Origin of the sequence: Blastococcus sp. TF02A-30 (genome assembly GCF_003319185.1) — a bacterium.
Lineage (GTDB): Bacteria > Actinomycetota > Actinomycetes > Mycobacteriales > Geodermatophilaceae > Blastococcus.
Window position 1 is genome coordinate 1 of the sequence record NZ_QOHJ01000001.1, and the last position, 23987, is coordinate 23987.

Below are 23987 nucleotides of genomic sequence, written 5' to 3' on the forward strand. Positions count from 1 at the left end.
ACCGCGAGCTGACACTCGCGATATCAATCAACCAAAGGAATCCCAGCCGAACCTCGAAAGATCCGGCACGGGGTATTACTTGGCACTGACTTTCGGCACGCTGTTGAGTTCTCAAAGAGCGGACGCGCAGAAAACCCACCCTCACGGGCTTCGCTCCTGGCTGGATGTCCAACACTACGCCGGTTTCCAGCGCTCCACCTGACCGGGGGGCTGGTCCGGCGGCCCTTCCGGGCCGCGCGGCGCATGGAGAACATTACACGACGTTTCGGGGGTCCTGCAGGGGGGGTCCCCCGGGGGTCCTCGTCGCGCCGTCCGAGCAGGTCAACCGGCTCCGCAGGCCCGGTATTCCGGGGCTTCTGCCCCCTGTGGTGGGGGAGCGCCCTGCCTCAGAGGACCCCGCGCGGCCGGAACTGGACGCTCACGCGCGGGCCCACCGGCTTGGTGGTCTTCGGGACGCAGTGGTCCCAGGTGCGCTGGCACGAGCCACCCATGACCACGAGGTCGCCGTGCCCCAGGGGGAACCGCCGCGAGGCCTCCCCGCCGCCGGCCGGGCGGAGCAGCAGCGGGCGGGGTGACCCGAAGGACACGATCGCGACCATGGTGTCGTTCGAGCGCCCGCGGCCGATGCGGTCGCCGTGCCAGGCGACGCTGTCCCTGCCATCCCGGTACAGGCACATGCCCGCGGTGACGAAGGGCTCGCCCAGTTCGGGCCCGTAGTAGCGGTCGAGCGCCGCCCGCGCCTCGGTGAGCAGCGGGTGCGGGAGCTGCTCTCCGCTCCCGTAGTGGCGCAGCAGCCGGGGGACGGTGACCTCGCGCTCGTACATCTGCCGGCGGTCCTCCCGCCAGCCGATGTCGCCGAGCAGGACCTCGAGCACCTCGTCGGACCCGGACACCCAGCCGGGCAGGTGGTCGACCCAGGCGCCGCGCGACAGCTGGTGCCGGACCACCCGGCCGGCCAGCGGCGTCAGCGTCGCCTCCTCGGCGAGGTCCCACATCGACGGCTGGTGCGCGAGCGACATGACCGCACGCTACCCGGAGCTTTCGCACATGTGTGCGAAAAGCTGTGGAGAACTAGGCGGTGAGGGCCAGGGCGAAGGGCAGCACGGCGGAGGCCCCGGCCCGGCGCAGCTCCCGCCCGGCGACGGTCATCGTCCAGCGGGAGTCGGCGAGGTCGTCGACCAGCAGCACCGGCCCGGCGACCGCCGCCAGCCGCTCGCGCAGCTCGGGACCGACCACGATCCGGTTCCAGACGCCGGCCAGGCGGAAGGCGCTGTTCCCCCCGGGCTGCCCGGTCGGCCCGCCGTGCTCGAGGGACAGCGAGCCCAGGTAGTCCAGCCGGCCCATGCGGGCCAGCCCCTCGGCGATGCCGGTGACCAGCCGCGGCCGGCGGCGGGACGGCACCGCGACCACGGCGGCCGGGCGCTCCGCCCAGTCCCAGGCGGCCAGGACCCGCGCGCACGCGCGCAGCAGGTCGTCGTCAGGGGGTACGTCGGAGATCGAGCGCTGGACGGGGACGTCGAAGGCGGCGTCCGGGTCCTCCTCGATGCCGGGGGCCTCCAGATCGAGGGCGACCACACCACCGACGCCGTCGTCGCCGAGCAGGGAGCGCAGCCGCTGACCCCAGCCGAGGTCGGTCAACCGGGCGACCGCCCGGCCGGGCTCCAGCTGCTCCGACGCCGGGATCTTGCCCTTCACGTCGACACCCAGCCGGTCGGCGCCGGTGGGCCACTGCGCCCGCGGGGGCAGCTCCACACCGGGCCGGTCCAGCACCGCCGACGCCTTCTCGGCCGCGGCCTCGGGGATCTCCGTGGCGTACCAGGGGCCGGCGCAGACGTCGCAGCGCCCGCACGGTGCCGCGGTCGTGTCGTCGAGCGCCGACTGGAGGAAGGCCATGCGGCACTGGGCCTCGTCGACCGGCTTGGCGTAGGCGAGCATGGCGCGCTGCTCGGCCTCGCGCGTGCGGGTCACCCGGGAGTAGCGGTCGGCGTCGTAGACCCACGGCCGGCCGGTGGACCGCCAGCCGCCCTGCACCCGCTCGACGGCGCCGTCGACGGCCAGCACCTTGAGCAGCAGCTCCAGCCGGGAGCGGCGCACGTCGGCGACGGTCTCCAGCCGGGCCACCGACCAGGCCTTGCCGTCGGCCATCGCGCCCAGCACCGCGGCGGCGTGGTCCTCGCGCGGCATGGACGACGTCGCGAACCACTGCCAGATCGCGATGTCCTCCGGCCCGGGGAGCAGCAGCACGTCGGCGTGCTCGACGGCGCGGCCGGCACGGCCCACCTGCTGGTAGTAGCTGACCGGCGACGACGGCGCCCCCAGGTGGACGACGAAACCGAGATCGGGCTTGTCGAAGCCCATGCCCAGCGCCGAGGTGGCCACGAGCGCCTTGACGGAGTTCGAGCGCAACGCCTCCTCGGCGTCCTTCCGGTCGGCGTCGTCGAGCCGTCCCGTGTAGGCGCGCACCTCGTGACCCGCGTCGCGCAGCAGCGCCGCCGTCTCCTCCGCCGCCGCGACGGTGAGGGTGTAGACGATGCCGCTGCCCGGCAGGTCGGTCAGGTGGGTGGCCAACCAGGCCAGCCGCGCGCGGTCGGACGGCAGCCGCAGCACCCCGAGGCGCAGGGAGTCGCGGGACAGCGGCCCGCGCACGGTGGTCACCTCGACCCCGCCGGCGCCGAGCTGCTCGGCGACGTCGTCCACCACCCGCTCGTTGGCGGTGGCGGTGGTGGCCAGCACCGGTGTCCCGGCCGGGAGCGTGCCCAGCAGGTCGCGGATGCGGCGGTAGTCGGGGCGGAAGTCGTGCCCCCAGTCGGAGACGCAGTGCGCCTCGTCCACCACGACCAGCCCGCAGCGGGCGACCAGACCCGGCAGCTGCTCCTCGCGGAAGCGCGGGTTGGTGAGCCGCTCGGGGGAGACGAGCAGGACGTCGACGTCGTCGGCGGCCAGGCGGGCGGCGATGTCGTCCCACTCGGTCATGTTGGCGCTGGAGATCTCCACCGCCCTGATGCCGGCGCGGGCCGCGGCGGCCACCTGGTCGCGCATGAGCGCGAGGAGCGGGCTGACCAGCAGCGTGGGACCGGCACCCCGGCGGCGGAGCAGCGCCGTGGAGACGAAGTAGACCGCCGACTTGCCCCAGCCGGTGCGCTGCACGACCAGCGCCCGGGCGGACCGCTCGACCAGCGCGGCGACCGCGGCGTCCTGCCCCTCGCGGAAGACGGCGTCGGGCCGGCCGGTGAGCTCGCGCAGGACGCCGAGCGCCTCCTCGGCGAAGGAGGCGGTCAGCTCGGAGGGCGGCGCGGCGGTGCTCATGCCGACGACAGTAGGCAGCCCGGACGACAGAACGGGTCACCGAGCGGGACCGGTGGACGACGGTGGACAATCCACAGGCGATGGCACACGAGGGGCAGCTGCCGAGCGACAACCACGTCCACACCCACTGGTCGTGGGACACCCCGGACGCCTCCACCATGCGGAAGGCCTGCGAGCGGGCGATCGCGATCGGCCTCCCGGCGATCGCGTTCACCGAGCACCTGGACTTCACCGTCTGGGACCCCGACGACCGGGCGACCGACGAGGGCCTGGTCGAGCGGCACGCGTCCCGGCACGCCGAGATCGACGTCGAGGGCTACTTCGCCGAGCTGGCCGAGGTGCGCGACCGGTTCCCCGAGCTGCGCATCCTCTCCGGCGTCGAGACCGGTGAGCCGCACCTGTTCGCCAGCAGCGTGGCCGCCTACCTGCGCGACGCCCCGGTGGACCGCGTCCTGGGCTCGCTGCACTCGCTGTCCAAGGACGGCCTCCTCTACGGCGTCGGCCACCTGCTCTGGGAGGACGCCGACGGCACCATGCGCCGCTACCTCGCCGAGCTCGTGGACATGATCGAGAGCAGCGACGTCTTCCAGGTGCTCGCGCACGTCGACTTCCCGCGCCGCTACTGGCCCGGCGGCTCGCACCGGTTCGTGGAGAAGGACTACGAGGAGGAGTACCGGGCGGTGTTCCGCGCGCTGGCCGGCTCCGGCCGGGCGCTCGAGGTCAACACCAGCAGCCCGCTGGCCTCGGCGGACCAGGTGCGCTGGTTCTACGAGGCCGGCGGCGAGGCGGTGAGCTTCGGCTCCGACGCGCACGCGCCCACCGCCGTCGGCCAGAAGTTCGAGCTGGCGGTCGACGTCGTCGAGGCGGCGGGCTTCCGGCCGGGCCGCGACCGGTTCGACTTCTGGCGCCGCTGACCGGGTCTCAGGCCCGGAACCAGATCCAGAGGACCAGCCCCGCGGCCAGCGCCCAGAAGGCGGAGCCGATCCCGGCGATGCTGATCCCGCTCACGCCCACCAGGAAGGTGGCGACGACGGGCGTGCGGTCCCCCGGCCGTTCGAGCGCGCTGCTCAGGGACGACGCGAGCACCGGCCAGAGCGCCAGGCCCGCCGCGGCCGTGACGAACCCGTCCGGCGCGGTGGCGACCAGCGCCGCCACCGCGACGGAGACCAGCGCGATCGCGGCGTAGGCGACGCCGGCCGTGCGCGCGGCCCGGTACCGGCGGGCCGGGTCCGGATCGGCCTCCGGCCCGGCGGCGAGCGCCGCGCTGATGGCGGCGAGGTTGATCCCGTGGCCGCCGAACGGCGCGCCCAGCGCGGTGCCGGCGCCGGTGACCGCCATCGCCGGGCGCCACGGCGCCCGGTAGCCGAACGAGGCGAGCACCGCCATGCCCGGCACGTTCTGCGAGGCCATGGTCACGAGGAACAGCGGCAGGCCGATCCCGAGCAGGGTGCCCGGGTCCAGCGCGGGCGTCGTCCACTCGAGGGCCGGGACCAGGTCGCCGGGGTCGAGGCCGCCGTCCCGCGCCGCGAGCCAGCCGACGATGCCGAGCGTGACGGCGAAGGCGGCGGGGATCGCCCACCGCGGGGCGAGCTTGGCCAGCACCGCCCAGACGAGCAGGACGGGGACCAGCAGCTCCGGCATCTCCAGGGCCGCGCGCACCGGCTGCAGGCACAGCGGGACGAGGACGCCGGCGAGCATCGCCTGCGCGATCGGGGCCGGGATCGCCGCGATGGCGTCGCCGAGGCGGGGCCAGGCGGCGGTGAGCAGCACGAGGCAGCCGACGAGGAGGAACGCGCCGACGGCGGCGGGCCAGGAGTGCGTCGACGCGCCGGCCAGCAGCGCCGCGCCGGGCGTGGACCAGGCGACGGTGATCGGCATCCGCGTCCGCTGCGCCAGGAACACCGTGGCCAGGCCCATGGTCAGCGACAGGACGAGCAGCCCGGAGGCCGCCTGGGCCGGCGAGGCCCCCACCGCCCGGAGCCCGGTGAGCACCACGGCGAAGGAGCTCAGGAAGCCGACCAGGGCGGTGACGAGGCCCGCGACGGTCGTCGACGAGGGAGCGGCGGGCACGACGGGGGACGCTAGCCGCCCACCTTCTCGGTCCAACTACTTCACCGCTAAGGAATCTCCCGTTAGGGTCGTCACATGACGTCTCGCCGCGTGGTGATAGCCCTGGGTGGCAATGCCATGACCGGAGCGGACGGCTCGGCCACGCCCGCCGCCCAGCAGGCGGCCCTCGCCCAGGCGAGCGGGCACATCGCCGACGTCGTCGCCGCCGGTGTGGACGTCGTCCTCACCCACGGCAACGGGCCGCAGGTGGGCAACCTGCTGGTCAAGAACGAGCTGGCCGCGCACGAGGTCCCGCCGGTCCCGCTCGACTGGAACGTCGCCCAGACGCAGGCGACCATCGGCTTCACCGTCGCCGACGAGCTCGACGCCGCGCTGCGGGCCCGCGGCCTCGCCCGGCGCACCGCCGCGCTGATCACCCGCACGCTGGTCGACGCCGACGACCCGCTCTTCCGCGAGCCGTCCAAGCCGGTCGGCCGCTTCCTCCCCCGCGAGCAGGCGCAGCGCTTCATCGACCTCGGCCAGATCTGGGAGGACCGCGGCGAGCGCGGGTGGCGCCGGGTCGTCGCCTCGCCCGAGCCGCGCTCCGTCGTCGACACCCCCGCCATCCGCGCACTGGCCGACGCCGGCTTCGTCGTCGTCTGCGCCGGCGGCGGCGGGATCCCGGTGGTGGACGACGGCGGTGAGGCGCGCCCGCTGCGCGGCGTCGAGGCGGTCATCGACAAGGACCTGACCGCCGCCGTCCTGGCGCGGGAGTTCGGCGCGGACACCCTGGTGATCGCCACCGACGTCCCCAACGTCATGGTCGACTTCGGCACCCCGGACCAGCGCCCGCTGGGCCGGGTCACCGTCGCCGAGCTGCGCGCGCACGCCGCGGCCGGCCAGTTCGCCCGCGGCTCGATGGGCCCCAAGGTCGACGCCGCGCTCCGCTTCGTCGAGGCCGGCGGCGCCCGCGCCGTCGTCACCTCGCTCGAGCACATCGCCGACGCCGTCACCGGAGACGACGCCGGCACCGTCCTGACCGCCTGATCCGCCCCTGTAGAAGGAGAGCCAGTGCCCGCACCGATCGAGGTCCGCAAGGTCCCGCTGCACAACGTCAGCGACGCCTCCGAGCTCGCCAAGCTCATCGACGAGGGCGTCTTCGAGGCCGACCGCGTCATCGCCGTCATCGGCAAGACCGAGGGCAACGGCGGGGTGAACGACTACACCCGGATCATCGCCGACCGCGCCTTCCGCGAGGTGCTGCAGGAGAAGGGCACCCGCTCGGCCGAGGAGGTCAAGCAGGTCCCCATCGTGTGGTCCGGCGGCACCGACGGCGTCATCAGCCCGCACGCCACGATCTTCGCCACCCTCCCCGAGGAGTCGGTGGAGAAGACCGACGAGCCGCGGCTGACCGTCGGCTTCGCGATGAGCGACCAGATCCTGCCCGAGGACATCGGCCGGGTCGCGATGATCGAGAAGGTCGCCGCCGGGGTGAAGCAGGCGATGGCCGAGGCCGGCATCGAGGACCCCGCCGACGTGCACTACGTGCAGACCAAGACCCCGCTGCTCACGATCGACACCATCCGCGACGCCAAGAGCCGCGGCAAGACGGTGTGGACCGAGCACACCCACGAGTCGATGGACCTGTCCAACGCCACCACCGCGCTGGGCATCGCCGTCGCGCTGGGCGAGATCGAGATGCCGACCGACGAGGACGTCATGCACGACCTCTCGCTGTTCTCCTCGGTGGCCTCCTGCTCCTCCGGCGTCGAGCTGGACCAGGCGCAGATCGTCGTCGTCGGCAACGCCCGCGGCCACGGCGGCAGCTACCGCATCGGTCACTCGGTCATGAAGGACGCGCTGGACCAGGACGGCATCTGGGAGGCCATCCGGTCCGCGGGTCTCGAGCTGCCCGAGCGGCCGCACCACACCGACCTCGGCGACCGGCTGGTCAACGTCTTCCTCAAGTGCGAGGCCGACCCCTCGGGCATGGTCCGCGACCGGCGCAACGCCATGCTCGACGACTCCGACGTGCACTGGCACCGCCAGATCAAGGCCACCGTCGGCGGCGTGACCGCCTCGGTGACCGGCGACCCGGCCGTGTTCGTGTCCGTGGCGGCGGTGCACCAGGGCCCCTCCGGCGGCGGCCCGGTCGCGGCCATCGTCAAGGCGTAGGACCCGCGCTCTCCCACAACTTCGGGGGAGGTGCTGCTCGGACGACGTCCGCAGCGGCCCTCCCCCGAAGTCGTCCCAGGGGTCGCTCAGGCGAAGCGGCGGAGCAAACCACCGGCGGGCGACCGGCGGGCGGCCGCGACATGCGCCTCGCCGACGCGCGGGACGACGCAGCGGTAGGTGGTGTCGCCGTCCTGGACGGCGAAGGTGTCGGCGTGCGGCCCGGCGTGGTGCAGCACCAGGACCTCGAGCCGCTCGGCCAGCCGGTGGAGGGCCTCGGCGTCGGCGACGTCGATGACGGTGTTGCCCGGTGCGAAGGACGTCACCGGCAGCACCCGGGCGGCGTGCCGCACCAGGAACTCGTCGGCCTCACCGCCCCGGCCGCGGCCGAGGAGGCCGGCGACGACGGCGGTGGCGACGGCGAGCACGAGCACGGCGGCCGCGACCAGGCGGACCGGGCCGAGGGGGAGCGTCACGCCGGCGATCTCCAGGTCGGAGGTCGCGGCGGCACCGCCCACCGCCAGCTGGGTGGTGACCGCAGGGGTGAGCGCGGTGGTCTCGCCGGCGACCCGCAGCGCCGTCGGGTCCATCGAGAAGCGGAGCGGCTCGGGCTGGTCGAGGGTCGCCGCGGCGCCGTCGACCGTGGCGGTCATCTCCACGACCGGCGTCAGGACGAGGGTGGCGCTGACGCCGGCGGCGCCGACCTCGGCGTTGTGCCGCTCGAGCAGCTGCGCGGCCCGCACGTGGTCGACCAGGACCGCCGCCGTCGCCGTGCCGTCCTGCACCGGGGCGGCCGTGCCGCTGGTGACGGGCGCGGTCCAGCCGTCGGGGGCCTCGATGGCGACGTCGAGCCGGACGGTGCCGGCGACGTCGGCGCCGGTGACGACGTCCTCGAAGGAGACGGTCAGGTCCTCGACCAGGCGGGTGTAGACCGGATCGCCGGTGCCCAGCGCGCCGGTCGGGTACGTGGTGCTGGGCGCGGCGGTGGCAGTGTAGCCGTAGGCGCCCTGCTGGACGACGTCGACCGAGCCGGCGGAGGCCGCGGCGGCGGGCAGCACGAAGGTGGCGGCGCCGGCGCCGGCGGCCAGCACGGCGGCCACGGCGGAGCCGAGGGCCAGCTGGCGGGCCCGGGCACGCAGCGGCGCCGACAGGCCGGAGGCCCGCGGTGCGGGGCTCGCGGCGCGGCGGTGGAGGCGCGGCAGGCGCAGGCCGGGACGTCGGTGCGCGTGCCCGGCGGAGTGGCGGCCGCGGGGGCGGCGGCCGGCGGAGACGAGGGTGGTGACCGCGAGCGCGACGACGGCCAGGACCCAGGGGGAACGCATCGCGGCGAGGGCCTTGCCGCCCTGCGGGATGCTGAACCAGAGCTCGCCGAGGATCTCGTCGGACGTGGGCTCGTCGGGGTCGATCCAGGAGTTGTTGTCGCCGCGGGTGACGAAGCGGTGGTCGTCGCGGTCGATGATGCGGTGCATCACCGTGGTGCCGAGCTGAGCGCTGTCGTAGGCGACGACGTCGCCCATGCCGTAGGTCGCGGCCGGCCGCAGGATCGCCAGGTCACCGGTGCGGAAGTCCGGCTCCATGCTGTTGCCGTGCGTGGTGACGTACGTCGTGCTGCCACCGAGCTCGGTCGGGAGGAGCAGCCACACGGCTGCCAGCAGCACCGCGACGGCGCCGCTGAGGCGGGCGATCCTGGGAAGAGGCATGGGTGAGGTCACCGCCCCGGTCCGGCGGGACCGGCCACGAGGGCCGGGCCCGCCGTCGCGGAGGAGGATCAGTCCAGGACCGTCAGACCGACGTAGGTGAACGAGTCGAACTTGGGGTGCGTCGCCGACGTGTCGCAGATGATGTCCATCGTGCCGGCGGCGTAGACGCTCGAGGCGGTGTCGCACGTGAAGGTGCCGATGACCGGGCCCGTGACGCCGTTCTTCAGCGTGAGGGTGGCGCTCTTGCCGTTCACGTTCGTGCTGGTGTTGAACACGACGCTGGCCAGGTCGGTCGGGTCCGCGGCGTAGGCCGTGAAGTCCGTGTCCGTCACGGTCGCACCGGTCACCAGCGTCTGGCCGTAACCGGCGATGGCGCTGGGCTGGGTGAACGTGTTGGCGGCGGTGAAGGCGGTCCCGGTGGCGACGGCCGCAGCGACCCCGACACCGGCGAACACAACGCGTGACTTACGCATTGCGATTCTCCCTGCTCTCGGTGGCTCAGCCTTCGACCGGGGAATCCGGGGATTCACCCGGTCCAGCGACTGCTGCGCCTCTTTCGTTGACGCCGTGTCATCGGCACGCCCGCCATTCCGCTTTACGGACTGCACGGAAAAAGATTGCGCACGCCCATTTATCGATATCCGCGAGGCGGCGACCGTGCCACCGGTGTGGCCGTCCCCGCCCGTCCCACCGCCCACTCGTGCCCCCGGATCGGCGCCGGCGTCGGATACCGTGAGGACCGGTCAAGACGCGGCCGACCCCCCTGCCCGCCCGAGGAGCCTCCCCGTGAGCGGGTACGCGCGCGTCCAGCGGTCGCTGCCGATCGCCGTCCTGGCCGTCGTGTCGGTGCTGGACGTGGTCCTGGGCCGCGGTCAGGTGGTGCTGGGCCTGGTGGTGATCGCCCCGCTGGTGGCCTCCACCTTCCTGGGCCGGCGCGCCACCGTCGGGTACGGGGTGGCCGCCCTGCTCGTGGCAGCCACCCTCGGCGTCTTCGACCGGCAGTACTCGGAGGAGGCGCTGCCCGCCCAGCTCATCCGGCTGGCCGGCGTGGCCGTCGGCACCGGCATCGCGGTCACCGCGGCGACCCTGCGGCTGCGCCGCGAGGACGAGTTCGCGCGCAGCAACGCGGAGGCAGCCGAATCCCGGGCCGCTGCGGAGGTGGCCGAGACGCTCCAGCGGCACCTGCTCGGCGGTCCGCCGCGGATCGGCGGGCTGGAAGCGGTGGTGCGCTACCTGCCCGCCACGCGGCACGCCCAGGTGGGGGGCGACTGGTACGACGGGTTCGACCGCGTCGACGGCAGCACGATGCTGGTCATCGGGGACGTCGCCGGGCACGACGCGGCCGCGGCGGCGACCATGGCGGAGGCCCGCGGCATGCTGCGGGCGATCGCGCAGTCCGCGGCCACGCCGTCGGCGGTGCTCACCGAGCTCGACCGCGCCATGGCCGGTGTCGGCGTCCCGACGCTGATCACCGCCGTCGTGGCGACGGTGGAGACCCGGGGCGACGTGATCTGCCTGCGCTGGTCCGACGCGGGCCACCCCGCGCCGGTGCTGCTCCGCGCCGACGGTGGCACCGAGGTGCTGGTCCGGGCCCCGGAGCGGCTCCTGGGCGTGGACCCGTCGACCGCACGCCGGGACCACGAGGTGGAGCTCCGCCCCGGGGACACGGTGCTGCTCTACACCGACGGCCTCGTCGAGCGGCGGGGCGCCGTCCTCGACGAGGGCACGGCCTGGCTGGTCGGCGAGCTGCGCCGGTGGGCCGGGCGGCCGCTCGAGGAGCTGTGCGACGGGCTGCTCGGGACGCTGGGCGGCCGGGTGGAGGACGACGTCGCGCTGCTGGCCGTCCAGGTGCCGGGTGCTCGGGTGCCGGGGCGTCAGCCCTCGGCGGTGAGGTAGCCCGGCGGCACCGCGGCCACCAGCCAGACGCCGTTCGCGGACCGGGTGAAGGCCGCGCCGTCGTCCGCCAGCCGCGCCGCCTCGACCCGGAGGACGACGGCCCGACCACGCCGCTCCCCCACCCGCCGCGCCGTCGCGGCGTCCGGGCTGAGGTGCACCGCGTGCCGGCGCCCGGGCCGCAGCCCCTGGGCGAGGATCTCCGGCAGGTTGCGCTCCGGGGTGCCGTGGAAGAGCACCTCCGGCGGCCGCTCCCGCGCGTAGCCGAGGTCGACCGGGATGCTGTGCCCCTGGCTGGCGCGGATCCGCCGGCCGGTCGCGTCGAACGCGAACCGGCGCTTGTCGTTCGTCGCGACGACCCGCTCCAGCTCCTCGCGGGTGATGCCGACGGCCCGCAGCAGCTGGTCGACGTCGACCCACCCGGCGTCGTCCGGGGTGAGGCCCGCGGTGTCGGGGCGGTGCCGCAGCAGGTAGGACAGCCGCCTGCTCACCCGGACGACGTCCACGGCTCCGGTGTCAGGCGACGGCGGTCTACGGGGCTGACGGGTCAGGGCAGGATCGCATCCACGTAACCGCCGTCCACCCGCACGGCGCCGCCCGTCGTGGCCGAGGCGAGCGGGGAGGCGAGGTAGACGCACATGTTGGCGATCTCCTCGGGCTCGATCAGCCGCTGCAGCAGCGAGTTGGGGCGGTGCTGCCGCATGAACTCGCGCTGCGCCGCGTCCCACGGGAGGTCGCCGACCAGCTCGCGGACGAAGTCCTCCACGCCGCCGGTGTGCGTCGGGCCGGCGATCACCGAGTTGACGGTGACACCGGAGCCGGCCGCCTCCTTGGCGAAGCCGCGGGACACCGCGAGCAGCGCCGTCTTGGTGACGCCGTAGTGGACCATCTCGGCCGGGATCGCGACGGCCGAGTCGCTGGCGATGTACTGGATCCGGCCCCAGCCGCGCTCGCGCATTCTCGGCAGGTAGGCACGGGTCAGCCGGACGGCGGTGAGCACGTTGGTCTCGAAGTAGCGGCGCCACTCGTCGTCGGTGATCTCCAGGGCGGGCTGCGCCCCGAAGATGCCGAGGTTGTTCACCAGCACGTCGGCGTCGGGGACGGCGTCGAGCAGCGCTGCCGTGCCCTCGTCGGTGGTGATGTCACCGGCGACGGCCAGCACCTCGCCGTCGATGCCGCCGGCCGCGGCGTCGAGCCGGGCCCGGTCGCGGCCGGTGAGGACGACGCGGGCCCCGGCCCGGGCCAGCCCGGCGGCGATGGCCAGCCCGATGCCCTGCGACGAGCCCGTGACGACGGCGGTCTTCCCGCTCAGGTCGATCTGCATGCCCGGGTCAAGACCGTGGGTGCGCCCGGTGTTCCGCGGCTCAGCCGGCGAACCAGCTGCCGGCCGGGAGATCCGGCGGCGTGGGCTCGGCGGGCTCCTCGTGCCGCGGCGGCTCCCAGGGCCAGAGGACGACGGCGCTCTCCCCCGCGCGGCGGATCGCCGTCCCGTCCAGCTCGACGACGGTCTCCTCGATCCCGATCTCGGGGCAGCGGAGGACCACGCGCAGCGGACCGTCCGGCGGCAGCGGGCTGAGCCACCACTCCTGGTCGACCGACGTGTCGCCACCGCTCCCCGCGCCGGAGTGGAGGAGCAGGTCGTCGCTGTTCCGGGGGCGGACCAGGTTGCTCGCCCGGCGGCCGTCGGCGAACTCGACGCCGAGGAGGAAGCGCGGGGTGCCCGGCCGCCGCTCCCAGAAGACGCTGCTCAGCCGGTTGCCGGCGTCCGGGTCCTCGAAGCCGCGCGCCCGGGCGACCAGCTCGAAGGCCACCCCGGTCGTGTACGCCCGGAGCCCCAGGAGCGCGACGGCCAGATCGGGTGTGCGCACGAGGACGCGGTTCATCGGCAGCGCGGTCGGGATCTCGTTCTCCGGCCGGTTCATCCGCCGCTGGACGTCCTCGTCGTCGGCGAACGCCTGGGTCCACATGGTTGCGGAGCCTGTCGGTTCCGGTGGTGCACGGCAACCGAGCTCTCCGCGAGATCTGCGCACTCGGGGCTTCCCGGGCCGCGAAAGGCCCGAGTGCGCAGATCTCGGTGGTCAGCGGGAGTAGTACTCCACGACCAGCTGCTCGTCGCAGACCACCGGGACCTCGTCGCGACCCGGCGTCCGGTCGACGCGGGCGACGAGGTCGGCCAGCCGCACCTCGAGGTACTTCGGCGCCTCGGCGTGCGCGCCGGACGCGGCGACGACGAACGGCTCCTTGGTCCTCGACTTCTCCGCGATCTGCACGAAGTCGCCGGGCTTGAGCCGGTAGGAGGGGCGGTCGACTCGCTTGCCGTTGACCAGCACGTGCTGGTGGGTGACGAACTGGCGGGCCTGGTAGATGGTCCGGGCGAAGCCGGCGCGCAGGACGGTGGCGTCCAGCCGCGACTCCAGGTCCTGGATCAGCGCCTCGCCGGTCTTGCCGCCGGAGCGCTTGGCCCGGTCGAACGCGGCGCGCAGCTGCGTCTCGCTGATGTCGTACTGCGCGCGCAGCCGCTGCTTCTCCTTGAGCCGGGTGGAGTAGTCGCTGTCCTTGCGGCGCTTGCGCCCGTGCTCACCCGGCGGGTACGGCCGGCGCTCGAAGTACTGGACGCACTTCGGGGTCAGCGGGATGCCCAGCGCGCGGCTGAGCCGGACCTTGGGACGGGGTGTGTTCACGGGACCTCCGAGTTTGGCTAGGCTCACCTTACAACGCACCCGCTACTCCCCCGAGGTGGTCCCATGACGGCCGGAACGCCCTCCTCGTCCGCGGCCACCCGCCGGCAGCCACCGCCCGCCGAGCGCGCCCGGACCGTCGCCGCGCGCCCCGGCGCCTCGCTGCACGCCGCCGGTCTCGGCGTCTGCCAGCTGTGGGGCGCGACGACGACGGCGTCCGGCGACGTGCTGCTCGTCGTCCCCGCCGACGGGGCGGTCACCGCGGCGCTGGCGCGCTCCCCGCTGGGCGACGTCCCGGCCCGGCTGACCGTCACCGACCGGGCGCCGGTGCCGTTGCGCCGTCCGGTGCGCGGGCTCGTGGAGCTGTCCGGCTGGATCACGCCGGTCGACGACGGCGACGTGCCGCGGCTGCTGCTCGACTACGCCGAGGCGCACCCGTGCGACGCGCTGTTCGAGGTGGGGCTGGGAGCGGCGCTGGTGCGGCTGGACCTGGCCGAGGTGGTGCTCGAGGAGGCGGGGACGACGACCGACGTGGACCCGGACGAGTTCGTGGCCGCCCGCCCGGACCCGGTGAGCGCGGCGGAGCGGGAGCTCATGGCCACCGAGCAGCCGGCGCTGGACCGGCTCACCGCCCGCGTGCGCTGCTGGGCCGACCGGCGCGACGACGTCGCGCTGCTCGGGCTGGACCGCTACGGCGTGCGGTTCCGGGTGCAGGGGCGCGACGGCTGCTACGACCTGCGGGTGCCGTTCGAGGACACGCTCACCGGGCCGGCCGACGTCCGAGGAGCCCTGACGGGTCTGCTCAGCTGCTGATCCCCGCCCGAGATCTGCACACTCGGGCCTTCCCGCGCCGGGAAAGCCCCGGGTGTGCAGATCTCGCGGAGGGTCAGGCGGCGGCGCGGGCTTCGTGCGCGAGCGCCTTCAGAGCCTGCTCGAAGCACTGCTGCGGCGGCTGCACCAGCCCGGCGCCGACCTGGCCGGTGCCGGCGACCCGGCCGGCCATGCCGGTGTTGATCTGCGGCAGCCAGCCGGTGCGCGCCACCTTGAGCACGTCGATGCCGGTCGGTGAGCCGCGGAAGCCCATGATCGGGATGGCCATGGCCGGGTTCTCGGCCAGGGTCAGCTGGTACATGCGCTCCGTCGTCGCCAGGGCGTCGGGCACCGTGCCGCCGACGAACCGCACGATCGCCGGCGCCGCGGCCATGGCGAAGCCGCCGATGCCGTAGGTCTCCATGATCGCGGAGTCGCCGATGTCGGGGTTGGCGTCGTCGGGCCCGTAGTCCCCGAGGAAGAGCCCGACCGGGGTGTTGGCCGGGCCGGTGAACCAGCGGTCGCCGGTGCCGGCGGTCTGGATGCCGAACTCGGTGCCGTTGCGCGACATCACGGTCAGCATCGTCGAGCCCGGGATGCCGCGGCAGGCGTCGAGGGCGAGCTTCGCCGTCGGCATGCCGAGGTTGAGGAAGAAGTGCTCGTTGCCGCCGATGAACTTCAGCACGGCGGCGATGTCGGACGCGGCCCAGCCCTCGACGGCCACGATCGCGGGCGAGAGCTCGCGCAGCGACATGAGCGAGCCGGCGCGGTTGCGGTTGTGCGCCTCGTCGCCCATCTGCAGCATCTGCGCGAGCACGGACTTCACGTCGAGCGGGTCGCTCATCGACCGCACGGCCTGTTGCAGCACCGGGCCGAGGACGTCGCGCATCCACCGCAGCCGGGTCTGCACCTCCTCGTTGAAGGCGCCCATGCGCAGCACCTTGCCGAGGCCCTCGTTGAGGTTGCAGTACGCCTGGCCGCCGTGGACCGGGTCCTCCAGGCACCACATCCACATGGACGGCGAGGTGACGCCGGCCATCGGGCCCACCGTGCGGTGGTGGTGGCACGGGTCGAGGGTGATCTCGCCGGCGGCGAGCATCCGCTCGGCCTCCTCGACCGTGTCCGCCCAGCCCTCGAAGAGGCAGGCGCCGATCAGGCCGCCGCGCAGCGGACCGGAGGCGTCGGCCCACTCGATCGGCGGGCCGGCGTGCAGGATCGTGCGGTCGGCCAGGCCGATGACGTCGCGCGCGGGGCGGACGTCCACCAGCACCGAGCCGGCGGCCATCAGCCGCTCGACGGCGGTGCGGTTCGCGGCGGCCCGGCGGGGGTCGAGGGCCACCGCGGCGAGGTCCTCCGCCGAGCCGAAGCCCGGCGGCCGCCAGTCGACGTCGTGCACCTCGGCGCCCTGGGCGCGCAGGGCGTCGGAGAAGACGGAGACGCCGGCCGCGACGATCGCCGGCGGGCCGGAGAGGATGCCACCCAGGGTCACTTGCCAGCTCCCAGCAGGTCGAGGGCGTACCGCGTGGCCGCCGAGTTGGACGAGAAGACGGCGGCACCGGCCGCGGCGAGCGCGTCGGCCTGGCGGGACCAGCCCTGCGGGTCGCCCTCGGTGCCGATGAGCGCGATGACGACCGGCAGCGGGTGCTCGGCGGCGTCGCGGGCGGAGCTGAGCGCGGGCACCAGCGCGGCCGCCGGGTCGGCGTCTGCGCCGTAGCCGAGGACGACGTCGAGCAGCAGCACCGCGGGCTCGTCGGAGGACGCCACCGCGGCGATCGCCTCGAGCCGGAGCGTCGGGTCGATCATCGGGTGCGCGCGGCCCACGGTGAGCGCGTCGTCGCCGAAGTCGATGACCACGTGCCCGCGGGCGGTGAAGTCGGCGCCCAGGTCGAGCTCCGGGCGCAGCGGGATGTTCGAGCGGATGTCGCCGAGCGCCGGGCCGGCGATGAGCATCGCCTCGTCGGCGAGCGTGCCGCCGGCGTACAGGCCCTTGAGCACCGCACCCGGCGCCGGCGCCTCGGCCGGCCCGGGGCGCGAGGGCCACACCGGGACGTCGAGGCCCATGTCGCGCAGCAGGCCCTCGACCCCGGCGGTCAGGTCGGGGCTGTCGGCGGAGAGGACGGCGGAGCGCACGGGCACGGCGAGCTTCGCGGCGGCCTCCTCGACGGCGGCCGCGACCGACGGCGCGGGAGGCTTGGAGACCAGCAGCACCCGCTCGGTGGCGGGGTCGGCGTCCAGGGCGGCGAGCGCGTCGAGCGTGGCCAGCCCGCCCACCTCCTCCTTGAGGTCGCGCCCACCGACGCCGAGCACGTGCGAGACGCCGACGCCGGCCATGTCGAGCAGGCAGGAGACCTGCTGGGCACCGGTGCCGGAGGCGGCGACGAGGCCGACCGGCCCGGGGCGGACGACGTTGGCGAAGCCGAGGGCGACGCCGGAGACGATCGCCGTCCCGCAGTCGGGGCCCATGACCAGCACGCCGGCGTCGTGGGCTGCCTGCTTGAGGGCCACCTCGGCCTCGACGGGGACGCCGTCGGAGAACACCAGGACGCTGCGGCCGGCGGCGATCGCGTCGGCGGCCTCGGCGACGGCGTAGCTGCCGGGGACGCTCACGATCGCGAGGGCCGGCCCGTCGGAGGGCAGCTCGTCGAGGCCGGCGCCGACGGTGCGCTGCGGGATCGCCGTCGCGGTGCCACCGGTGGACCGCTCACGGGCGGCCAGCGCGGTGTCGACGGCGGCGACGGCCCCGGTCAGCGCATCCTCGTCGTCGGCGCGGATCGCGATGAGCAGCTGCTCGGGGGAGGTGTCGCCGTCGGGCGCCAGGCCCATGTTCGCGGCGAGCTCGAGGTTCAGCGGCGTGGCCATGGCGACCACGACCGCCTGGACGCCGTCACGGGCGCCGATCTCGCGGCTGACCTGCATCAATCGCACGGAATCGGCGTAGACGCCGCTGCGGAGGGAGACGTGCCGGGCTGGACTGTCGCTCACCTTCCGGGACGCTACCGGAGAATTCCTCTTAGCGGTGAGGTATCTCGAAACGGACTCCGGCGACCCGGAAAGCGGGGCGCACGGGACAGGCGGGAGCGGTGGAGCGCCGGCATCTCCCCGCAATAACGATTTAGCACTGAGGTACTTCCGCGACACCTGTGTGCGGTGACACAGTGGCGCCCCCGGTGGTGGCAACGCCCGTTGACCGACACCGCTCACTGGTCTGCAGTGCACGTCGAGGAGGCACTCATGGCGTTCGGTTGGAAGCTCTACGGGGACGGCAAGACGCCGCCCCTCGGCGAGGCGGTGGCACCGGACGAGCGGCTCTCGTGGCCCCGCACGGCCGGCATCGGCGCGCAGCACGTCGTCGCCATGTTCGGGGCGACCTTCGTCTTCCCGATCATCATGGGGCTGGACGCGAACCTCGCGATCATGATGAGCGGTATCGCGACGATCCTGTTCCTGATCATCGTGAAGGGTCAGGTACCGAGCTACCTCGGCACCAGCGCCGCCTTCGTCGGCGGTGTCGCGGCGATCCGCCTCAACGGCGGTGACTCGTCCGACGTCGTCGGCGCGATCCTGGTCGCCGGCGTCGTGCTGGCGCTGGTGGGTCTGCTGATCCACTTCGCCGGCCTGGGGCTGATCAACAAGGTGCTGCCGCCCGCCGTCACCGGCGCGGTCGTCATGCTCATCGGCTTCAACCTGGCCCCGGTGGCCGCCAAGACGTACTGGCCGCAGGACCAGTGGGTCGCGCTGGCCGTCATGGCCTTCGTCATCGTCTGCTCGCTGGCGCTGCGCGGCTTCCTGGCCCGCATCTCCATCCTGCTGGGCCTGGTCTTCGGCTACCTGCTCTCGGTGCTGCTCGACGCCACGGCCGGCCAGATCACCTCGCCCGACGGCACCGGCGCCGAGGTCACCCGCGACCGGATCAACTTCGACGCGGTCTCCGACGCCGACTGGTTCGGGCTGCCCGACTTCACCGCGCCGAGCTTCTCGCTCAAGTTCAGCCTGCTCGTCATCCCGGCCGTCATCGCCCTGGTCGCCGAGAACGTCGGCCACGTCAAGGCCGTGGCCGAGATGACCAAGCGCAACCTCGACCCGGTCATGGGCCGCGCGGTCTTCGCCGACGGCGTCGCCACCGTGGTCGCCACCTCCGTGGGTGGCTCGCCGACCACGACCTACGCCGAGAACATCGGCGTCATGGCCGCCACCCGCGTCTACTCGACGGCGGCCTACTACGTCGCCGCGATCGTGGCGATCCTGCTGGGCCTGGTGCCCAAGTTCGGCGCCCTGGTCAACATCGTCCCGGGCGGCGTGCTCGGCGGCATCACCGTCGTCCTCTACGGGATGATCGGCCTGCTGGGCGCCAAGATCTGGAAGGAGAACCGGGTCGACTTCGCCAACCCGATCAACCTCGTGCCGCTCGCGGCCGGGATCATCATCGGCATCGGCGACGTCACGCTGCGGTTCTCCGACGACTTCTCGCTCAACGGCATCGCGCTCGGCTCGATCGTCGCGGTCGTGGCCTGGCACGTGGCCAAGGCCCTGGCGCCCGCCGAGATGAAGGCAGCGCTCGAGCGCGAAGGCACCCACCCGGCGGCCGGGACCACCTTCGGTCACGTCCACGGTGAAGAGGTCTCCGCGGACCCGTCGTCGGTCGACCAGGTCGGCCGACCGGGGGTTCCGGGCACCAACCGGTAGCTCTTCCCGCTCCGCAGTCCGCACGCCGTCCCCGCGCCTCGCGGGGGCGGCGTGCGGCGTTTCCGGCACGGGACCGGCCGCTGCACGATCGCAACAAAAGTTTTAGCGCTGAGGTACTTTCGCCAGCCCGCAGCGCGGTGAAAGAGTGACGGCTCTCGCACCACTCGCACGGAGGTGACCGCAGCCGGTGAAGCCTGCTCCGTTCCGGTACGCCGATCCCGGCTCGCTGGACGAGGCCCTCGCGGTCCTCGTCGCCGAGGGGGACGGCGCCAAGGTGCTCGCCGGCGGCCAGTCGCTGCTGCCGCTGCTCTCGATGCGGCTCGCCGCGCCCAGCACCCTGGTCGACATCAACCGCGTGCCCGGCCTCTCGGCCGTGGACGTCTCCGCCGACGGCGTCCGGGTGGGCGCCCTCGTGCGGCACAACACGCTGCTGCACGACGAGGCCGCCGCGGGCGTGCAGCCCCTGCTGGGACGGGCGACGGCGAACGTGGCCCACCCGGCCATCCGCAACCGCGGCACCACCGTCGGCTCGATCGCGCACGCCGACCCCTCGGGCGAGATGACGTCGGTCCTCGCCCTGACCGGCGGCTCGGTCACCGTGGCCACCCCGTCCGGCGTGGACACCGTCGACTGGCAGGACTTCTTCGTCGGCCCGCTCGAGACCTCGGTGCACGGCCCCGCCGTCGTCACCTCCGCCTTCTTCCCGGCGCTGCCGGCCCGCTCCGGCACGGCGTTCGAGGAGGTCGCCCGGCGCAAGGGCGACTACGCCGTCTGCGGCGCCGGCGTCGTCGTCACGCTGGACGCCGACCGCAAGGTCGAGCGGGCGCTGGCCTCCTACGTCTCGGTGGGTCTGACCCCCGAGGTGCACGACCTGACCGACGCCGTCGTCGGCGCCCCGGTGGAGAAGGCCGACTGGGCCGCCGCGGGCGAGCTGGCGCGCACGCTGGTCGACCCCGACACCGACATCCACGCCAGCGCCGACTACCGGCGGCTGCTGGTGGGGGTGCTCACCGAGCGCACGCTGGCCGCGGCCGCGGCCGAAGCTGCTGGGAGGGTCTCGTGACCGCCTCCGTCGACACCGAGCGCACCATCACCGTCACGGTGAACGGGGTGCGCCGCGAAGCCACCGTGCCGGTGCGCCGGCTCCTGTCGGACGCGCTGCGCCACGACCTCGGGCTGACCGGCACGCACGTCGGCTGCGAGCACGGCGTCTGCGGCGCCTGCACCGTGATCGTCGACGGCGCCCCGATGCGCTCGTGCCTCATGCTCGCCGTCCAGGTCGACGGCGCCGAGGTGCGCACCGTCGAGGGGCTGGCGCACGAGGACCACCAGGGCGGCCAGGTGCTGCACCCGGTGCAGGAGGCCTTCCGCGAGTGCCACGCCCTGCAGTGCGGGTTCTGCACGCCGGGCTTCCTCATGACGATCGCCGCCGGGCTGGAGTCCCGCGATCCGGACGCCGAGCTCACCGAGGACGAGGTCGACGAGATGGTCGGCGGCAACCTCTGCCGGTGCACCGGCTACGCGAACATCAAGAAGGCCGTGCGCCACGCGGCCGACGCGATGAAGGACGGCGCCCGATGACGACGAAGCTCTTCGGGGAGCCGGTCCGCCGGCGCGAGGACCAGCGGCTGATCACCGGCAAGGGCCGCTACCTGGACGACATCGGTGCGCAGGCGCTGGCCGCGGCCTTCGTGCGCTCGCCGCACGCGCACGCCCGGATCGTCGACATCGACGTGGACGAGGCGCTCGAGGTCGAGGGCCTCATCGCCATCTACACCTACGAGGACCTGCACGGCCCGATGGCCGAGCCGCTCCCGGTGCTCATCCCCCACCCGCAGCTGCACGCGCCGCGCACCGGCTACCCGCTGGCCAACGGCGAGGTGAACCACGTCGGCGAGCCGGTGGTCATGGTCGTGGCCACCGACCGGTACGTCGCCGAGGACGCCGCCGAGCGGATCGTCGTCACGTACGAGGAGCTGCCGGTCGTCGTCGGCGTGGACCAGGCCCGCGAGGCCCGGATCGCCGTCCACGAGGAGATCCCGGACAACGTCGCCGCCCGGCACCACCAGGAGACCGGCGACGTCGAGCCGGCGCTGGCCGCCGCGCCGCGCACCCTGTCCTTCACCCAGTACATCGAGCGCAGCGCCTGCACGCCGATGGAGGGCAAGGGCGTGCACGCCAAGTGGGACGCCGACGACTCGTCGCTGCGGGTCTACACGAGCACCCAGGCGTCGACGTCGGTGCGCGCGGCGATCGCGGCCAAGCTCGAGCTGTCGCTGGACAAGGTCGAGGTCATCGCGCCCGACGTCGGCGGCGGCTTCGGCGTGAAGATCGTGCACCCGTGGCCCGAGGAGCTGCTGGTGCCGATGGCGGCGATCGCGCTCGGCCAGGAGGTGAAGTGGACCGAGGACCGGCGTGAGCACTTCATCGGCTCGGCCCACGAGCGCCAGCAGCGGCAGGAGATCACCGTCGGCTACGACGACGACGGCCGGATCACCGCCCTCGACGTGCACGTCTGGCACGACAACGGCGCCTACACGCCCTACGGGATCATCGTCCCGATCGTGACCGCGACCCAGCTGGTCGGGCCCTACGTCATCCCCGTGTACCGGGTGATCGTCGAGTCGGTCTACACGAACACCGTCATCGTGACGCCGTACCGCGGCGCCGGGCGGCCGCAGGGCTGCTACGCGATGGAACGGACGATGGACCGCATCGCCGACGACCTGGGCCTGGACCGGGCCCTGGTCCGCGAGCGGAACCTCATCCAGCCCGAGCAGTTCCCCTACGACCACCACCTGACGTTCCAGGACGGCCGGCCGGTCATCTACGACTCGGGCGACTACCCGGGCCTGATGCGGAAGCTGAAGGACCTGGTCGGCTGGTCGGAGGCCGAGAAGCTCCGGGCCGACGCCGAGGCGCGCGGGAAGCTGCTCGGCGTCGGGATGGCCATGTACGTGGAGGGCACCGGCCCCGGCCCCTACGAGGGCGGGCACGTGCAGGTGCTCGGCAGCGGCAAGGTGCTGGTCTCGACCGGGCTCACGTCGCAGGGCCAGGGGCACGAGACGGCGTTCGCGCAGATCGTGGCCTCCGAGCTCGGCGTCCCGATCGAGGACGTCGAGGTGACCACGGGCGACACCCGACGCTTCGGCTACGCCGTCGGCACGTTCGCCTCCCGCGCCGCGGTCATGAGCGGCAACGCGATCGCGCTGGCCGCCCGCGGGGTGCGGGAGAAGGCCCTGCGGATCGCCGCCGACGTGCTGGAGGCCTCGCCCGACGACCTCGAGATCGACGAGGGCCTCATCCAGGTGAAGGGCGTGCCCGGGACCTCGATCCCGCTGCGCACCGTCGCCGTCCTGTCCAACCCGCTGCGCTACGCGTTCGACGAGGCCGCCAAGCAGGCCACGCAGTTCGCCGGCCCGGGCGACGACTCGAAGCCGCCGGTCGCGCCGGGCGACGCCCCGGGCCTGGAGCACCGCGACTACTACTCGCCGATCCGCTCGACGTTCGCGTCCGGCGCGCACGCGGCGATCGTCGAGATCGACCCGGCGACGTGGGAGATCGACGTCGTCAAGTACGCCGTGGTGCACGACTGCGGCAACGTGGTGAACCCGATGATCGTCGAGGGCCAGGTGCACGGCGGCGTCGCCCAGGGCGTGGGCGGCGCGCTGTACGAGCGGATGGCCTACGACGGCGACGGGCAGCTGCAGAACGCCTCGTTCATGGACTTCCTGATGCCCTACGCGTCGGAGGTGCCCGACGTGGTGATCGACCACCAGGAGACGCCGTCGCCGCTGAACCCGCTGGGGATCAAGGGCGCCGGCGAGGCCGGCGTCATCCCGGGGACGGCGGCGCTGGCCTCGGCGATCGAGGACGCGGTGGGACGGCGGATCGCGGCCATGCCGATCTCGCCCACCGAGCTGTACGACCTGGTGCGTTCCCCCGATTCGGAGATGACCGCGACGGCGCAGCGCCGCGCGGGGACTGGAGTGATGGCGTGAACCTCGACGGCTCTGCGGTTCTCTCGGGCAGCCCCGAGCAGGTGTGGTCGGTCATCACCGACCCGGCCGTGCTGGCGCGGACGATCCCGGGCTGCGAGACGCTCGAGCAGGTCGGCGACGACGAGTACAAGATGAACGTCTCGGTCGGCGTCGGGGCGATCCGCGGCACGTACGCGGGCGAGGTGCGGCTGGCCGACAAGGAGCACCCGAAGTCCTACGTCATGCACGCCTCCGGCGCCGGTGCCCCGGGGAACGCGCGGGCCCAGGTGACGATCAACCTCGCCGACGCCGGCAACGGGACGACGAACCTGACCTACTCGGCCGACGCCGTCATCGGCGGCCCGGTGGCCGGGGTGGGCCAGCGGATGATCACCGGCGTCGCGAAGCGCATGGCCGGCCAGTTCTTCAAGGCGATCGACGCCGAGCTGACCGGCACGGCTCCGGCTCCGGCCGCCGCTCCGACGGCTGCGGCCATCAGCACGACGGCGGCTGCCCCCGCCGCTGCGGGCGAGGCCGCGCCGGCTGCCGCCGCACCGGCGGTCTTCGCCGGCAGGGCCGCGGGCGTTCCGGCGGGACCGTCCGGCGACGTGCAGACCCTGGCGCTCGGCGCTGTCGGCGGCGCGGTGCTGACGCTGATCGGCGTGCTCATCGGCTACCGCATGGGCCGCCGCAAGGGCTGATCGCCGTCAACGCCC

At 73.8% G+C, this 23987-nt stretch carries 22 protein-coding genes; 11 read left to right on the forward strand and 11 right to left on the reverse strand.

Annotated elements, in window-relative coordinates; genetic code table 11:
• Window positions 1-202: hypothetical protein (locus DQ241_RS20945; protein WP_233492098.1), on the forward strand; the 202-nt coding region annotated here is incomplete at its 5' end.
• Window positions 203-386: 184 nt separating this feature from the next.
• On the opposite strand, the gene DQ241_RS00005 is transcribed toward DQ241_RS20945, so the two are convergent.
• Both DQ241_RS00005 and DQ241_RS00010 read right to left on the reverse strand, forming a co-directional pair.
• Window positions 387-1019, reverse strand: coding sequence for an alpha-ketoglutarate-dependent dioxygenase AlkB (locus DQ241_RS00005; protein ID WP_113827939.1), 633 nt, complete (start codon window positions 1017-1019; stop codon window positions 387-389).
• A 52-nt stretch (window positions 1020-1071) separates the two neighbouring features.
• Window positions 1072-3306, reverse strand: a complete 2235-nt coding sequence (locus DQ241_RS00010; protein WP_113827940.1) for a RecQ family ATP-dependent DNA helicase — start codon at window positions 3304-3306, stop codon at window positions 1072-1074.
• A gap of 80 nt (window positions 3307-3386) precedes the next feature.
• Between DQ241_RS00010 and DQ241_RS00015 the strand changes: the two genes are divergently transcribed.
• Window positions 3387-4220: a PHP domain-containing protein gene (locus tag DQ241_RS00015; protein WP_113827941.1), complete on the forward strand. Its 834-nt coding sequence runs from the start codon at window positions 3387-3389 to the stop codon at window positions 4218-4220.
• A 7-nt stretch (window positions 4221-4227) separates the two neighbouring features.
• Here DQ241_RS00015 and DQ241_RS00020 read toward each other — a convergent pair whose 3' ends face one another.
• The gene (locus DQ241_RS00020; RefSeq protein ID WP_113827942.1) at window positions 4228-5376 is read right to left on the reverse strand and encodes a benzoate/H(+) symporter BenE family transporter; all 1149 of its coding nucleotides are present in this window, start codon (window positions 5374-5376) and stop codon (window positions 4228-4230) included.
• Between the two features lie 75 nt (window positions 5377-5451).
• On the opposite strand from DQ241_RS00020, the gene DQ241_RS00025 reads away from it, so the two are divergent.
• Both DQ241_RS00025 and DQ241_RS00030 read left to right on the forward strand, forming a co-directional pair.
• Window positions 5452-6402, forward strand: a complete 951-nt coding sequence (locus DQ241_RS00025; RefSeq protein WP_113827943.1) for a carbamate kinase — start codon at window positions 5452-5454, stop codon at window positions 6400-6402.
• A 24-nt stretch (window positions 6403-6426) separates the two neighbouring features.
• Window positions 6427-7530, forward strand: coding sequence for a ring-opening amidohydrolase (locus DQ241_RS00030; RefSeq protein WP_113827944.1), 1104 nt, complete (start codon window positions 6427-6429; stop codon window positions 7528-7530).
• 86 nt (window positions 7531-7616) lie between these two features.
• Here DQ241_RS00030 and DQ241_RS00035 read toward each other — a convergent pair whose 3' ends face one another.
• Window positions 7617-9227: a signal peptidase I gene (locus DQ241_RS00035; RefSeq protein WP_113827945.1), complete on the reverse strand. Its 1611-nt coding sequence runs from the start codon at window positions 9225-9227 to the stop codon at window positions 7617-7619.
• A 68-nt stretch (window positions 9228-9295) separates the two neighbouring features.
• Window positions 9296-9700, reverse strand: a complete 405-nt coding sequence (locus tag DQ241_RS00040; protein WP_147252303.1) for a hypothetical protein — start codon at window positions 9698-9700, stop codon at window positions 9296-9298.
• Between the two features lie 313 nt (window positions 9701-10013).
• On the opposite strand from DQ241_RS00040, the gene DQ241_RS00045 reads away from it, so the two are divergent.
• Complete coding sequence (locus DQ241_RS00045) at window positions 10014-11123, forward strand: PP2C family protein-serine/threonine phosphatase (RefSeq protein ID WP_233492100.1); 1110 nt, start codon at window positions 10014-10016, stop codon at window positions 11121-11123.
• Here DQ241_RS00045 and DQ241_RS00050 read toward each other — a convergent pair.
• From DQ241_RS00050 to rpsD, 4 genes are all read right to left on the reverse strand, one after another.
• Window positions 11102-11626, reverse strand: coding sequence for an RNA 2'-phosphotransferase (locus DQ241_RS00050; RefSeq protein ID WP_113827947.1), 525 nt, complete (start codon window positions 11624-11626; stop codon window positions 11102-11104). The two genes, DQ241_RS00045 and DQ241_RS00050, sit on opposite strands and share 22 nt — an antisense overlap.
• A 41-nt stretch (window positions 11627-11667) precedes the next feature.
• On the reverse strand, window positions 11668-12444 hold the full coding sequence (locus DQ241_RS00055) for an SDR family NAD(P)-dependent oxidoreductase (RefSeq protein WP_113827948.1): 777 nt from the start codon (window positions 12442-12444) through the stop codon (window positions 11668-11670).
• Window positions 12445-12484: 40 nt separating this feature from the next.
• Entirely contained in the window at window positions 12485-13087 is a 603-nt protein-coding gene (locus tag DQ241_RS00060) for a hypothetical protein (RefSeq protein ID WP_113827949.1), read from the reverse strand.
• A gap of 111 nt (window positions 13088-13198) precedes the next feature.
• Window positions 13199-13801: a 30S ribosomal protein S4 gene (rpsD, locus tag DQ241_RS00065; protein WP_113827950.1), complete on the reverse strand. Its 603-nt coding sequence runs from the start codon at window positions 13799-13801 to the stop codon at window positions 13199-13201.
• Window positions 13802-13864: 63 nt separating this feature from the next.
• On the opposite strand from rpsD, the gene DQ241_RS00070 reads away from it, so the two are divergent.
• The gene (locus tag DQ241_RS00070) at window positions 13865-14611 is read left to right on the forward strand and encodes a DUF2470 domain-containing protein (RefSeq protein ID WP_113827951.1); all 747 of its coding nucleotides are present in this window, start codon (window positions 13865-13867) and stop codon (window positions 14609-14611) included.
• Window positions 14612-14684: 73 nt separating this feature from the next.
• Here the strand turns inward: DQ241_RS00070 and DQ241_RS00075 are convergent, their stop codons facing one another.
• Both DQ241_RS00075 and DQ241_RS00080 read right to left on the reverse strand, forming a co-directional pair.
• On the reverse strand, window positions 14685-16097 hold the full coding sequence (locus tag DQ241_RS00075) for a DUF1116 domain-containing protein (protein WP_113827953.1): 1413 nt from the start codon (window positions 16095-16097) through the stop codon (window positions 14685-14687).
• Window positions 16094-17590 (reverse strand): FdrA family protein, encoded by a 1497-nt coding sequence (locus tag DQ241_RS00080; RefSeq protein ID WP_113827955.1) that lies wholly within the window; start codon window positions 17588-17590, stop codon window positions 16094-16096. Before DQ241_RS00080 ends, DQ241_RS00075 begins: the two co-directional genes overlap by 4 nt.
• A gap of 249 nt (window positions 17591-17839) precedes the next feature.
• On the opposite strand from DQ241_RS00080, the gene DQ241_RS00085 reads away from it, so the two are divergent.
• The 5 genes from DQ241_RS00085 to DQ241_RS00105 all read left to right on the forward strand — a co-directional run bounded on the left by DQ241_RS00085 (window position 17840) and on the right by DQ241_RS00105 (window position 23972).
• The gene (locus tag DQ241_RS00085) at window positions 17840-19291 is read left to right on the forward strand and encodes a uracil-xanthine permease family protein (RefSeq protein WP_113827956.1); all 1452 of its coding nucleotides are present in this window, start codon (window positions 17840-17842) and stop codon (window positions 19289-19291) included.
• A gap of 187 nt (window positions 19292-19478) precedes the next feature.
• Window positions 19479-20354, forward strand: coding sequence for a xanthine dehydrogenase family protein subunit M (locus DQ241_RS00090; protein WP_113827958.1), 876 nt, complete (start codon window positions 19479-19481; stop codon window positions 20352-20354).
• A complete protein-coding gene (locus DQ241_RS00095) occupies window positions 20351-20872 on the forward strand; it encodes a (2Fe-2S)-binding protein (RefSeq protein WP_113827960.1) in 522 nt (173 codons plus the stop codon). Before DQ241_RS00090 ends, DQ241_RS00095 begins: the two co-directional genes overlap by 4 nt.
• Window positions 20869-23292: an aerobic carbon-monoxide dehydrogenase large subunit gene (cutA, locus tag DQ241_RS00100; protein WP_113827962.1), complete on the forward strand. Its 2424-nt coding sequence runs from the start codon at window positions 20869-20871 to the stop codon at window positions 23290-23292. The genes DQ241_RS00095 and cutA overlap by 4 nt, the downstream gene beginning before the upstream one ends.
• Window positions 23289-23972 carry a CoxG family protein gene (locus DQ241_RS00105; protein WP_113827964.1) on the forward strand — a complete coding sequence of 228 codons (684 nt, stop codon included), beginning with the start codon at window positions 23289-23291 and terminating at the stop codon, window positions 23970-23972. Before cutA ends, DQ241_RS00105 begins: the two co-directional genes overlap by 4 nt.
• The last annotated feature ends 15 nt before the right edge of the window (window positions 23973-23987 follow it).

Excerpts from the sequence above, each read along its gene's own strand:
- DQ241_RS00025 (WP_113827943.1), top strand. The coding sequence starts at position 5,452 with ATGACGTCTCGCCGCGTGGTGATAGCCCTGGGTGGCAATGCCATGACC.
- DQ241_RS00010 (WP_113827940.1), bottom strand. The coding sequence starts at position 3,306 with ATGAGCACCGCCGCGCCGCCCTCCGAGCTGACCGCCTCCTTCGCCGAG.
- DQ241_RS00060 (WP_113827949.1), bottom strand. The coding sequence starts at position 13,087 with ATGTGGACCCAGGCGTTCGCCGACGACGAGGACGTCCAGCGGCGGATG.
- DQ241_RS00040 (WP_147252303.1), bottom strand. The coding sequence starts at position 9,700 with ATGCGTAAGTCACGCGTTGTGTTCGCCGGTGTCGGGGTCGCTGCGGCC.
- DQ241_RS00005 (WP_113827939.1), bottom strand. The coding sequence starts at position 1,019 with ATGTCGCTCGCGCACCAGCCGTCGATGTGGGACCTCGCCGAGGAGGCG.
- cutA (WP_113827962.1), top strand. The coding sequence starts at position 20,869 with ATGACGACGAAGCTCTTCGGGGAGCCGGTCCGCCGGCGCGAGGACCAG.
- DQ241_RS00055 (WP_113827948.1), bottom strand. The coding sequence starts at position 12,444 with ATGCAGATCGACCTGAGCGGGAAGACCGCCGTCGTCACGGGCTCGTCG.
- DQ241_RS00070 (WP_113827951.1), top strand. The coding sequence starts at position 13,865 with ATGACGGCCGGAACGCCCTCCTCGTCCGCGGCCACCCGCCGGCAGCCA.
- DQ241_RS00035 (WP_113827945.1), bottom strand. The coding sequence starts at position 9,227 with ATGCCTCTTCCCAGGATCGCCCGCCTCAGCGGCGCCGTCGCGGTGCTG.
- DQ241_RS00085 (WP_113827956.1), top strand. The coding sequence starts at position 17,840 with ATGGCGTTCGGTTGGAAGCTCTACGGGGACGGCAAGACGCCGCCCCTC.
- DQ241_RS00015 (WP_113827941.1), top strand. The coding sequence starts at position 3,387 with ATGGCACACGAGGGGCAGCTGCCGAGCGACAACCACGTCCACACCCAC.